Genomic DNA, 11,708 nt, shown 5'->3' with positions numbered 1-11,708 from the left:
GAGAAGAACGCCGAGTATGACCGGCTGATCGCCACCTGCTCGGTGCGCTACGTGCCGATGCCGTGGATGTGGCAGGTCCGCGACGGCGGGACGATCACCGCTCCGCTGACCGGGTGGATGCGCGGAGCCGCGTTCGCGCATCTCACACTGGGCGATGACGGTACGGCGAGTGGGCGGTTCCTCGAAGAGGACATCTACTTCATGACCGCCCGCCCGCACGGCCCGCCGCCGGTGGCCTCTCCCTATCTCGCGGGCGGGGAGGTGCGGGAGAGCCGGGTGGACCCGCGAGTCCTGGATGACCCGGCCGGGCTGTTCGTGGCACAGCTCGGCGCGCCGTCGGCGGTGCGACTGGGCGGTGGCGACGAGGTCATCCTGTGGGACGTGGCCACTGGTTCGCAGGCCGTCACCCGGCCCGACCCGGCAGGTGGCTGGACGGTCCGCCAGCGCGGGCCGCTGCGGCTGTGGGATGCGGTCGAGCACGCCGTGCTGGTCTGGCAGAACGCGGGCTCCCCGCACCAGTCCGCGTACGGCCTCACCGTCACCTCGGATCGTCAGTACGTCTGGCTGGGCGAACCCGACGGGCCGAGTTGGGATCTGCCCGTCTGAGCGAGGAGGGAGGACTGCACCAATCCCACTCCCGAAGCCGCCGATCACAAGAGGCACAGCAAGGAGGTTGTCCGTGCGAGACGAGGCTCGGGCCGCTGAGCTGCGGGACAAGCTCGCCGGTGAACTCCTCGCGGCCGGGTATCTGAGGTCGGCCCGGCTCGAGGCGGCGTTCCGTGCCGTGCCTCGGCACGCGTTCGTGCCGGCCGGTACGCCGCTGGACGTCACGTACCAGGTCGACCGCGCGGTGGTGACCAAGCGGGACGAGCGCGGCGGCGCCGTCTCCTCGGTCAGCGCTGCGTACGTCCAGGTGGCGATGATCGAACAGGCCGAACTGAAACCGGGCATGAGCGTGCTGGAGGTCGGCTCAGGAGGCTACAACGCCGCGTTGCTGGCCGAAGTCGTCGGGCCGGATGGACAGGTCGTCAGCGTGGACATCGACCCTGAGGTGACCGAGCGCGCCACTGCGCTGCTGCACGCCGCCGGGTACGGCGACCGGGTGACGGTGCTCACGGCTGACGCCGGTCGCGAGATCTCCGGGTGGGGGTCGTTCGACGCGATCATCGTGACGGTCGGCGCGTGGGACCTGTCTCCCGCCTGGCTGGGCCAGTTGGCCGCCCATGGCACGCTCGTGGTGCCATTGCGGATGAACGGCGTCAGCCGCTCCATCGCCTTCCGCCGCTCGGATGCCCACCTGATCAGTACCTCCGCCGTGGTGTGCGGGTTCGTCCCCATGCGGGGAGTCGGCGCGCACGCCAACCGGGAGTTCCGGCTCCCCGACGCCGAGGGCCGCGTCGTCACGCTCGGCTTCGACGACGGCGCCCCGGACGATCCCGCGCTGCTGGACGGCGTCCTGGCCGGCCCGCGCGCCGAGGTATGGTCCGGCGTCACGATCAGGCACGGCGTGTCGTTCGCCGACCTGCACCTGTGGTTCGCCGGCTTCCTCCCCGGGTTCTGCAAGCTGGCTGCCGAGGACGGCACCGAGCCGGCTCAGGAGCGCAAGACGTGGTTCCCCTTCGCCGTGGTGCGCGGCGACTCCTTCGCCTATCTGTCGGTGCGGCCCGCGCTGGATGGTACGGGCGTGGAGTTCGGCGCCCGCGCCTACGGTCGGCACGGCCACGAGGCCGCCAGGGCGATGGTGGACCAGATCCAGGCATGGAACGACCTGTCCAGGAACCGTCCGGAGCCCACGTTCGCGTACTGGCCGACCGGTACCACTCCTGTCCACCTGCCTGAATGTACGGCTGTACTCAACAAGACCAACGGTCTTGTCACGATCTCCTGGCCCACGGGCTGAGCATCGCTCAAACCTGCTGGGCAGGAGGCCCACACCCGACCCTGTACATGAGGAGTGTGATCAGATGGCTCCATCGCTGACCCGCCGTCCGGCCCGACTCCGGCCAGGCGGAGCCCCCGCGACGGGCATTCTCGCCCAGGCGTGCCTCCCAGGCGCGCAGTGTGAGGGGTGGGGGCACGAACCAGACATGGAGTCCTTTCGCAGGCCGCATCAGGTCCCGGCCGGACCACTGCTCGGGCAGGACCTCGTGCGGCTGTCCGACGGCTGAGCACGGTGAAGCGCCTGCCGCGGCTTCGTCGAATGCCACGACCCGCCTGATCACTGAGGGCCGGCGTCACGACTTCCAGTAGAAGCCGTCAGGACCAATAGGCACCTTTCCCCCAAGCGTGGCCTGCTGAAGAATCGGCCGATGTGGATGCGTGACCCACCTGCCCCGATCATCCTCACCACCCTGCACCCGACCGAAGATGAAGGAGAATCATGGAGGGAATCGACCCCAGCGTGCCGCCCAGCGGTACGGGCTGTGCCGACTGCGAAGCGTCACAACCCTCAGGCTGGTGGTTCCACCTGCGGCGTTGCGCCCAGTGCGGACACATCGGCTGCTGCGACTCCTCGCCCAGCCAGCACGCCAGCGCGCACGCCGCCGCCACCGGCCACCGGTTCGTCACCAGCTTCGAACCTGGCGAGGACTGGTTCTGGGACTACGTCGAGAAGGTGATGTACGACAGCGGCCCCGCACTCGCCGCGCCCACCCACCACCCGGAGGAGCAGGGGGTACCTGGCCCGGCCGGCAGCGTGCCCGCCGACTGGGTCGACCACTTGCACCGGTGACCAGAGCGCTTTCCCCGATGAGCCGGGGCGTGGCGGCCCGGGAACGCGATCCAGCGTGAGCGAGAGTCCTGCTGGAGGGCAGGGCTCGTCTCGATCGCCGAGCGCACGTCAGAGTACGAAGACCACGCCGGCCGGCTTCCTGGACAGGAACGGGACACCGCGGTCCGGCGTCTCCTCGTCCCATCGGAGACGGTGAGGAGACGCTGGGCCGCAGTGGGGTTCAGGCGATCAGTAGGCGGAGGCCGAGTTCTGCCTCGTTGAGTTCGAGGAGGTCGCGGTTGCGTTCGGCCCAGCGGCCGGAGGCGAGGTCGTCGCGAAGGCTGCGCACCGCGCGCTGCTCGGCGTCCGGGCCGAGCGCGGCCCAGACCGAAATCCCGCGGCGGACGTTCTCGTCCAGGTACGCCTCCGGCCGGCGCCAGTAGGCCTCGAGGAAGCCGTCGGCGCAGTCCCACGGGATGGGCACCGGTTCGATGCGGGCTCCGATCGCCTCGGCCAGCTCGGTCACCGAAGGCCGGCCGGTAAGAAGGTTCGCGACCTCGGGCAGGTAGTCGCGGGTGAGCCAGAACCGGTGCAGCCATCCGGCGTCACTGGTGTCGTGCGTGAACACCACCACGCGGCGAGCGACCCGCCGCAGCTCGCGCAGACCGGCGATCAGGTCCTGCCAGTGGTGAATCGAGGCGATGGCCATCGCGGCGTCGAACGACCGGTCGTCGAACGGCAGCTTCTCGGCGAATCCGATCAGGCAGGGCGCGGCGTCCGCGGGGCGCTGCGAACGCATGAGCGCCGATGGTTCCACTGCCAGGACGTAGCGGTCGGAGGGCTCGTAGGACCCGGTGCCCGCCCCGACGTTCAGTACGGTCCGGGCGTCGCCGAGCGCGGCCCAGATCTGCGCGGCGATGCGCGGTTCGGTACGCCGCGTCACGGTGTAGGTGGCGCCGATGGTGTCGTACAACTGCCCGCCGGACATGGACTCCGCCTCTCTGGCCGTCACCATCGTCGTCTCCGCGCCGTCCCAGTGCTCGGGGCGGCGCGTCGCTTGATCACTCTTTCACCATAGTGAGCGGACCGGGGACGTGAAGGTCGTCGTGCTGGATAAGCCACGCTGACGTGGGGCGTCAACGGTACCTGCGAGGCCGTACATCGGGACGATCGGCTCCTCCGTCTTGACAGGCAGCCAGATGGCTGCCTAATTTAGGCAGCCGAAAGGCTGCATATCAGCTGGCGACCGGGGAACGAAGGCGGGCATGGACGAGGTGTTCAAGGCACTGGCCGATCCGAGCCGGCGCGCTCTGCTCGACTCGCTCAACGCCCGCAACGGGCAGACGCTGCGCGAGCTGTGCGCCGGGCTCGACATGGCCAGGCAGTCCGTCAGCAAGCACCTCGCGGTGCTGGAGGAGGCCGGGCTCGTCGCCACCGTGCGGCGCGGCCGGGAGAAGCTGCACTACCTCAACGCCGCGCCCGTGCACGAGATCGCCCACCGGTGGATCAGCCGCTACGACCGCGCCAGAGTCCAAGCCCTGGCGGACCTGAAACTCGCCCTGGAGGAGACCCCGATGGACGCGCCGACCTTCGTCTACACCACCTACATCCGCACCACCCCGCAGAAGCTCTGGCAGGCGCTGACCGAGCCCGCCTTCACCCGCCGCTACTGGGCCACCGAGTTCACCACGGACTGGGCCGCCGGCTCGCCGATGACCTGGGACAACCACGGCGTGCTGATCAGTGACCCGGAGCAGGTCGTGCTGGAGGCCGAGCCCTACAGCCGGCTCTCCTACACCTGGCACGCCATCACCCCCGAGCTCGCCAAGCGCTTCGGCTGGGACGACGAGATGCTCACCCGGCTGTCCGGCGAGGCCCGCTCGAAGGTCACCTTCACGATCGAGGAGGCCGCCCAGGTCGTGAAGCTCACCGTCGTACACGACGGCTTCGAGCCCGAATCCAGCCTGGCGCAGATGGTCAGCCACGGCTGGCCGAACGTCGTGGCGAGCCTGAAGACGCTCCTGGAAACCGGCGAACCCCTCCCAGCCGATGCCTGACCTCCCCGCTCCCGGCTCGCCGACGTCGGAGAACCGGAGCGCGGCCGCGGAACCGGTGCGTGACCAGCTCGCCGGCGGAAAAGCGGGTGCGGCGCCGCCCTTCTCCGTAAGCTGCCGACCGGACGGCGGACAGCAGGGAGACCATTCGTGCGAGACGAGACGCAGGACGAAGCTCGGGCCGCTGAGCTGCGGGACAAGCTCGCCGGTGAACTCCTCGCGGCCGGGTACCTGAGGTCGGCCCGGGTCGAGGCGGCGTTCCGTGCCGTGCCTCGGCACGCGTTCGTGCCGGCCGGTACGCCGCTGGACGTCACGTACCAGGTCGACCGCGCGGTGGTGACCAAGCGGGACGAGCGCGGCGTCGCCGTCTCCTCGGTCAGCGCTGCGTACGTCCAGGTGGCGATGATCGAGCAGGCCGAACTGAAACCGGGTATGAGCGTGCTGGAGGTCGGCTCAGGAGGCTACAACGCCGCGTTGCTGGCCGAAGTCGTCGGGCCGGATGGACAGGTCGTCAGCGTGGACATCGACCCTGAGGTGACCGAGCGCGCCACTGCGTTGCTCCGCGCCGCGGGGTACGGCGATCGCGCCACAGTGATCACGACCGACGCCGGCCACGAGATCTCCGAGTTCGGGCTCTTCGACGCGATCATCGTCACGGTGGGTGCGTGGGACCTGCCGCCCGCCTGGCTGCGGCAGTTGGCCGCCCACGGCACGCTCGTGGTGCCGCTGCGGATGAACGGCGTCAGCCGCTCCATAGCGTTCCGCCGCGCGGGCGCCCAGCTGGTCAGTACTTCTGCTGTGGTGTGCGGGTTCGTCTCCATGCGGGGAGCAGGTGCGCACGTCGATCGGGAGCTCCGACTGTCCGACCCCCACGGCCGCGTCGTCACGCTCACTTTCGATGACGGAGCCCCGGACGATCCCGCCCTGCTGGACGGCGTCCTGGCCGGCCCGCGCGGTGAGGTGTGGTCCGGCGTCACGATCAAGAACGGGGTGTCGTTCGCCGACCTGTAACTGTGGTTCGCCGGCTTCCTCCCCGGATTCTGCAGGCTGGCCGCCGAGGACGGCACCGAGCTGGCCCAGGAGCGCAAGTCGTGGTTCCCCTTCGCCGTGGTGCGCGGCGGCTCCTTCGCCTACCTGTCGATGCGGCCCGCACTGGAAGGCATGGGCGCGGAGTTCGGCGCGCGTGCCTACGGCCGGCGCGGCCAGAAGGCGGCCAGGGCGATGGTGGAACAGATCCAGGCATGGCATGAACTGGCGAGAAACCGGCCGGAGCCCACCTTCGCGTACTGGCCGACCGGCACCGCCCCCCTCCATCTGTCCGAAGGTACGGCCGTCCTCAACAAGACCAATGGTCTTGTCATGATCTCCTGGCCCACGGATTGAGCATCGACCTGCTGGACAGGATGCCCACACCCAACTCTGTTCATGGGCAGTGCGATCCGATGGCTCCATCGCCGCGTCTCGACACAACCGGTGTTCCGGACCTCCAAAACCTCGTGGCCGAGGGCGAGTTCGAGCTGGATGGCGGAGAATTCCAGGGAAGTGGCGTCCAGCTTTGGCGGTAGTTCAGGCGATCAGTAGGCGGAGGCCGAGCTCTGCTGTGTCGAGATCGAGGAGGTCTCGGTTGCGTTCGGCCCTTCGGCCGGAGGTGAGGTCGCGGAGGGTGCGCACCGCGCGTTGCTCGATGTCCGGGCCGAGCGCGGCCCAGACCGATATGCCGCGGCGGACACTATCGTCCAAGTACGCCTCCGGCCGGCGCCAGTAGGCCTCGAGGAAGCCGTCGGCGCAGTCCCAGGGGATGGGCACCGGCGCCGTCCGGGCTCCGATGACCTGGATGTTCATACCGTGCATGCGGTTCTTGCTGGAGTAGTAGGGCCGATCGGCGGCCAACCGGTCGATCGGGATGAGCGTTCCGTCGAGTACCACGAAGGCATAGGTTGATCTTGGTCGACAACCCTTCTACCAGGGGCTTCTCTATTCGTCGATCAGCTACCAGACGCCATTCGAGGTCCCCGACCTGCGACGGCGGGATGAAAAAGGCTCAATCTACCTCCATAGAACCCGGGGAACACCAGAGCCTCCATTAGACCCGGAGCGGTTCAAGCGCATCACGCCGTACCTCGGCGACATGATGCTGTTACCTGGCCTCGATCTGATTGAACGAGAGTTGCCTCTGTGTTCTACTTCTCGGAGGGTAGGAATCTCGATCCGTCAACGTATCTTGGGAGGGGCTACATGTGGAAGCAGAAAACATTAACGCTGGCGAGAATCACAGTCATCATTATCATGCTGATGGGTGGAACCGCAGCGGCTGCATTACCGACCGGCGCCTTCGCTGCGTCCTCAGGCAGCTCAACATCTATGGCCGCGTGGGACTGCCCCAGCGGTCACCTCTGCATCTGGGACGGCTATAACGGAACTGGAAATCGGTGTGCGTGGTCGAACGCCGACAATGATTGGTACAGCAGCCCCGACATCTGCTCCTGGGTTGATAGCCGACCCTATAAGTCGATATATAACAGGGGTACGAGCTCAAGCTACTGGGGCGTCACACTCTATGACAATGCAGACTACTCGGGTTGGATGGTGTGCTATCCCCAGGGAACGCGGGAAAGTAGAATCGACGGATCGGTCCGATCTCACCGATGGGAGCGCTACACTTGCTGGTGATAGGCCGCTTGCCACTGCCACAGGAATGATCGACACCACTGCAGGCGCTGCGACGGCAAGTAATATAGAACGAGGCCATGTCGGCAGAGGTCGCCTGCAGTCAGGACACGGACTCTCGACAGGTGCTATGCCTTTTCTGCGGGCGAACTTCGGCAAGCTCCCCATCCTAGCAGGCCGACGGCATTTGGGGCTGTCGGTCTAGCCTCGGGATTTCGTGACGTGTTCGGCCCAGGTTGATCGTTTATATGAGAAAAGTGCCTTGAGCTGGGAGAATTGGACTTGCTGAGGGTCCATCCACACCAGTTCGAGAGGCACTTTTCGCGTGCAGTCTATCGCTTCCCGCCCCAAGATCGTCGTGTCTGCCGACGGCAGAGGAATTGTTCGCCAGGCTGGCGGCCTGCTTCTGCTGGAGACACTGCGGGTGACCGGCCTGGGCGAGGGCCTGTCGCAGGCGCAGGCGCTGGCGCGGTGGCGTGCGCCGCGGGCGTTGCACGATCCCGGGAAGATCGTGGCAGATCTGGCCATAACCCTCGCTCTGGGCGGGGACTGCCTGGCCGACATCGCGGTGCTGCGGTCCTCGCCGGAGTTGTTCGGGCCGGTGGCCTCCGATCCGACGGCGTCACGGCTGATCACGACCCTCGCCGACGCTGGGCCGAAAGCGTTGCGGGCGATCCGCGCCGCTCGGGCGGCGGCCCGGGCCAGGGCATGGACACTGGCAGGTGACCAGGCCCCGGGAGCGGACGGAACGCTGATCCCGGTGGACCTGGACGCCACCATCGTGATCGCGCACTCCGACAAACAACACGCGGCCCCGACCTGGAAACACACCGGCCGCCGACGCCGGCAACACCGAGGCGCTGTGGAGGCTGGCCGGGATGCGGGAGAGGGTGGGGGACCTGGATGGTGGTGAGCGTCTTACCCGTTTCGGGTTGACCGCTGAAGGGCAGATCGAATCCCCTTGAGGGCAGTAGTCAAGGTGTGGTGGTCCGGAAACGTGGTTCTGGACCGCCTGCGACGGGCTTGCACGCCGCAGGTCAGGGGCTCGGCGGCTCCGATTTGCCGTGTTCCGGTGGCGTTTGCTGTTCGTAGGACCGGAACAACGTGGGTGCGATCTCGCGTAGGCGGGTCTCGGTGGCCGGGGCCAGTCGCGGCCCGCGGCGGGTGATCCAGCCTGGCACCATCGAGGCGCGCAGCATCCGCACTCCGTCGATGTTGATCCCTCGCAGGGGCACGTGTGGGCCATGAACGGCCAGCAGGGGCGTGACCTCGACCGGGCCGCCGACCGCGCGGCTCAATGCCTCGGAGACCGCTTTGGCCTCATAGATCACGCTGCGCACGGCATCCGGCCCCCACTGCCGTCCGATCTTGACCCCGCGTCCCCCCTTGGTGATCCGCCGGTTGGCGTTCCAGTTCTTGGTGTCCACGACGAACACCCCGCACGCGCCGATCACCAGGTGGTCGACATTGGCGCGGCCCCGCGGCAGCGCGCGGTCATGCAGCACCAGGTGGCCGGCTCGCTCCAGGCGGCGCAACCGGCGGGCCGTCTTCCGTTCCCCCTTGGCGCCCTGCCTCCACGAGCGGACCGCCTCATGCCGGCGCCACCGCTGGACCGTGTCGGCGACCGCGACCACCACCGCGACGACCAAGCCCGCGAGCCAGTTGAGGAGGAAGGTCACCACGACGAAGGCAGCCACGGTCAACGCGGCGCGCACCACCAGGCGCCGGGTGCGGCCCGCCTGCCACTCGGCGCGGTACCGGGCGTGCGCCGAGGCGCCGGCCCCGGACAGGGAGCGGGAGGAGCGGGCCACGGCGACCTCCGGGGAGTCGAGGGAGACACGTGCGCGCCCTCACGGTACGACGACGCCCTGACAAGTCGCAGGCACTCGCGTCACGGGAACGAGAAATTCCGATCCCTACCAGGTAGTACAGAGCGCCCAGGGGCACCGTCGCACTATTGATCGACTAAGGCCTGTGTCAAAAACGGATCAACGAGTGCGATGATGTGCCGATCGCCGAGGGGAGATCTGGGGGAGCGGGATGCTGCACGTGTTGTTGCTGCAGTACACGACGTCAGAGCGGGAGGCTGGGCCATACGTCGCTGCTCATGTCGAGTTCCTGGAACGTCATCATCGCGATGGCACGTTCTTGCTGTCGGGGCAGACGGTGCCCTCGGCCCTTGGTGGAGCCATCGTGGCGCGCGGCGTTGACCGTGTGGCTGCTGAGCGAATAGCTGCGGAGGATCCGTTTGTTGTGGCCGGCGTCGCCAAGTACACGGTCACGACAATCGATGTGGGGCGGGTGCACCCGGCACTGGCCGCGGTGCTCCAGGTTGAGCAGTCTCGGGTGCGCGGCTGATGGCGGTTACCGCCGCTCGTTGATGACGGCGATGGTCACGGTGGCTGCGTAGCGGACGGCGAGGTTGTCGTACCTGGTCGCGACAGCCCGGTGGGGTTTGAGCCGGTTGACGCCGCATTCCACGGCGTGACGCTCACGGTAGTCGATCTTGCAGAACGTGTGCGGCCGGCCGCCTCTGCTGCCCCGGTTCTGCGCGCGGGTAATCGTGGATTCACGCTCACTTCCCAGATGATCAGATCCTTGGCATCTGCTCTGGCCTGCGACTCCCTCAGGATCCGCGCCCAAGTGCCGTTTCGCCCCGAAGGTACGGCGGTCCTCTACAAGACCCACGGTCTTGTCACGATCTCCTGGCCCACCGGCTGAGCACCGCGCGGATCTGCCGGACAGGTTGTCCAGGTCCAACCCTGTAGGTGGGCAGTGGACGTCAGGGTCTGGTCGCCGGAAGAGAGCTGGAGATAAGGGCTGTGTCGTGGACGGAGAGGTCGGTGGTGCATGTATTTCACATTACGGCCTATCCATTCATTGTGGTTGACCGGCAAGTCCCTCGGAGATAGATTGCGAATAATTTTCTGATCTCCTGGAGGTCTCCATGCGGCTTGAAATGCTGTGCAAGGATCAGAAGTCTGGGGCCAATGGCTGTCCGGCCATCTATTTAGCGGAGAACGGACAGATCGTAGTGCAAGGGCCGATGGTCGATCAGGACACTTTCGCCAACCTCGTCAACGTACTGCCAGGTGAGGTCGCTCTGCGGATCGACCCCGAGGTGCTCCTGGACGCCGTCGAGCGGCTACGTGCCAAGGAGGCCGACTAGTGGGGCGAGTGTTCCGCTCTCTGGACGACGCGGAGTTCAACCGCTTCTTCGCCGAGTTCCGCTTCACCGCCTACCGGCTGGAGTCGCTGCAGCGCTACGACGTCTCCTACGAGAAGGCGGAGTTCGACCTGTTCCTGAACGGCCGGCGGCGCGGGGAGTTCCCGGGGATCGCCCAGTGGATCGAGAGAACGGTCCGGCCCGCGCGGCACTCCGGCAGGCTCCTGCACCGGGTCCACGTGGTGGAGGAGCCCCTCTCCGACTACGTACGCTTCGAGTGCGCCTGGGCGTACGCGCACACGGTGCCGGCCGGAGAAGACGTGCGACTCATCCCCGTGCCCTCCGGCGAATGGCCCGAGGGACTTCCTCGCCATGACTACTGGCTCTTCGACTCGTCCATCCTCGTCGCGATGCATTATCGGGAGGATGGCACATTCGAGGCGGCGGAGATCGTGGACGATCCCGGCGAGATCGTCCAAGCCAATTATTGGCGGGACATGGCGGTGTACCGGTCAATTTCGTTCGCCGTTTTCGCGGCGAAATGCGGCAGCTTATCCCTGTGCCGCCGGCAGATCGCCCGGCGCTGTTCCATTCGTTCGTCGGCGATGATCAGGCGCTCCGCGAAGCCGTCGTCACGCCTACCGTCCGGCTGCTCGCTGCGATGTCGCGTGAATTCCTGTTGTGCTTACCGGAAGAAAGTGGTCGCCAGGGTTGGTGGCAAGCGAAAGGGCGGTTCGAGTGGCGCTGGACGTGCTCAGTCCTGCTGACGCCGTAGCCCTGCTGGAGGAAGCGATCGGTACGGGTCGCGTCACGGCGGAGCCGCAGGCCGCCGTCCGCATCGCCGACCTGTGCGGGCACCGTCCGCTGGTGCTGCGCGTCGTGGCGGCGCGTGCGGTGGATCGGCCGGGGCTCGCGCTCGCGGACCTTGTCGCAGAACTCGAAGCGGAACAACACAGGCCCGGTTTCCGTGCATTCTGCGAGGACGCCGCACTCAGCGGCGTGCGTGCGGCGTTCTCCTGGTCCTACCACGCGCTTTGCCCCGAATCGCAGCGGGCCTTCCGGCTGCTCGGCGTCCATCCCGGCCGGGAGTTCAGTACCGAGGCCGCCATGG

12 protein-coding genes and 3 pseudogenes are annotated in these 11,708 nt (G+C 67.4%); 12 read left to right on the top strand and 3 right to left on the bottom strand.

The window, feature by feature from the left end:
* From IEY93_RS36480 to IEY93_RS36470, 3 genes are all read left to right on the top strand, one after another.
* A partial coding sequence (locus tag IEY93_RS36480; protein ID WP_506344926.1) for a methyltransferase domain-containing protein occupies positions 1 to 606 on the top strand: 606 nt, incomplete at its 5' end.
* A gap of 73 nt (positions 607 to 679) precedes the next feature.
* Positions 680 to 1,900 (top strand): methyltransferase, FxLD system, encoded by a 1,221-nt coding sequence (fxlM, locus tag IEY93_RS36475; RefSeq protein ID WP_229691765.1) that lies wholly within the window; start codon positions 680 to 682, stop codon positions 1,898 to 1,900.
* A gap of 480 nt (positions 1,901 to 2,380) precedes the next feature.
* Positions 2,381 to 2,731 carry a UBP-type zinc finger domain-containing protein gene (locus tag IEY93_RS36470; RefSeq protein ID WP_189167733.1) on the top strand — a complete coding sequence of 117 codons (351 nt, stop codon included), beginning with the start codon at positions 2,381 to 2,383 and terminating at the stop codon, positions 2,729 to 2,731.
* A gap of 220 nt (positions 2,732 to 2,951) precedes the next feature.
* On the opposite strand, the gene IEY93_RS36465 is transcribed toward IEY93_RS36470, so the two are convergent.
* On the bottom strand, positions 2,952 to 3,725 hold the full coding sequence (locus IEY93_RS36465) for a class I SAM-dependent methyltransferase (RefSeq protein WP_189167732.1): 774 nt from the start codon (positions 3,723 to 3,725) through the stop codon (positions 2,952 to 2,954).
* A gap of 250 nt (positions 3,726 to 3,975) precedes the next feature.
* On the opposite strand from IEY93_RS36465, the gene IEY93_RS36460 reads away from it, so the two are divergent.
* From IEY93_RS36460 to IEY93_RS39035, 3 genes are all read left to right on the top strand, one after another.
* Positions 3,976 to 4,767, top strand: a complete 792-nt coding sequence (locus IEY93_RS36460) for an ArsR/SmtB family transcription factor (RefSeq protein WP_189167731.1) — start codon at positions 3,976 to 3,978, stop codon at positions 4,765 to 4,767.
* A gap of 147 nt (positions 4,768 to 4,914) precedes the next feature.
* The gene (gene fxlM / locus IEY93_RS36455; RefSeq protein ID WP_203968278.1) at positions 4,915 to 5,775 is read left to right on the top strand and encodes a methyltransferase, FxLD system; all 861 of its coding nucleotides are present in this window, start codon (positions 4,915 to 4,917) and stop codon (positions 5,773 to 5,775) included.
* A 96-nt stretch (positions 5,776 to 5,871) separates the two neighbouring features.
* Positions 5,872 to 6,147, top strand: a complete 276-nt coding sequence (locus tag IEY93_RS39035; RefSeq protein ID WP_203968280.1) for a hypothetical protein — start codon at positions 5,872 to 5,874, stop codon at positions 6,145 to 6,147.
* A 441-nt stretch (positions 6,148 to 6,588) separates the two neighbouring features.
* On the opposite strand, the pseudogene IEY93_RS36445 reads toward IEY93_RS39035, so the two are convergent.
* A pseudogene (locus IEY93_RS36445) lies at positions 6,589 to 6,705 on the bottom strand (IS5/IS1182 family transposase); the annotation flags it as partial.
* A 294-nt stretch (positions 6,706 to 6,999) separates the two neighbouring features.
* Here IEY93_RS36445 and IEY93_RS39905 point away from each other — a divergent pair.
* Positions 7,000 to 7,434, top strand: a complete 435-nt coding sequence (locus tag IEY93_RS39905; protein WP_373291556.1) for a peptidase inhibitor family I36 protein — start codon at positions 7,000 to 7,002, stop codon at positions 7,432 to 7,434.
* 322 nt (positions 7,435 to 7,756) lie between these two features.
* Positions 7,757 to 8,263 (top strand): annotated as a pseudogene (locus tag IEY93_RS36435) (transposase); the annotation flags it as partial.
* Positions 8,264 to 8,468: 205 nt separating this feature from the next.
* Here the strand turns inward: IEY93_RS36435 and IEY93_RS36430 are convergent.
* Positions 8,469 to 9,242, bottom strand: a complete 774-nt coding sequence (locus IEY93_RS36430; protein ID WP_189167728.1) for a nuclease-related domain-containing protein — start codon at positions 9,240 to 9,242, stop codon at positions 8,469 to 8,471.
* A gap of 229 nt (positions 9,243 to 9,471) precedes the next feature.
* On the opposite strand from IEY93_RS36430, the gene IEY93_RS36425 reads away from it, so the two are divergent.
* The 4 genes and pseudogenes from IEY93_RS36425 to IEY93_RS36405 all read left to right on the top strand — a co-directional run.
* Positions 9,472 to 9,789, top strand: coding sequence for a YciI family protein (locus tag IEY93_RS36425; RefSeq protein WP_189167727.1), 318 nt, complete (start codon positions 9,472 to 9,474; stop codon positions 9,787 to 9,789).
* Positions 9,790 to 10,477: 688 nt separating this feature from the next.
* Positions 10,478 to 10,600: a hypothetical protein gene (locus IEY93_RS39485; RefSeq protein WP_268241607.1), complete on the top strand. Its 123-nt coding sequence runs from the start codon at positions 10,478 to 10,480 to the stop codon at positions 10,598 to 10,600.
* Positions 10,600 to 11,364, top strand: a complete 765-nt coding sequence (locus tag IEY93_RS36410) for a DUF6879 family protein (RefSeq protein ID WP_203968281.1) — start codon at positions 10,600 to 10,602, stop codon at positions 11,362 to 11,364. The genes IEY93_RS39485 and IEY93_RS36410 overlap by 1 nt, the downstream gene beginning before the upstream one ends.
* A pseudogene (locus IEY93_RS36405) lies at positions 11,336 to 11,708 on the top strand (hypothetical protein); the annotation flags it as partial. The gene IEY93_RS36410 and the pseudogene IEY93_RS36405, both read left to right, overlap by 29 nt.

Source organism: Sphaerisporangium melleum, assembly GCF_014646695.1.
Classification (GTDB): Bacteria; Actinomycetota; Actinomycetes; order Streptosporangiales; family Streptosporangiaceae; genus Sphaerisporangium; species Sphaerisporangium melleum.
The sequence above is the reverse complement of the archived record's forward strand: the minus strand, read 5'-3'. Positions and strand labels throughout refer to the sequence as shown.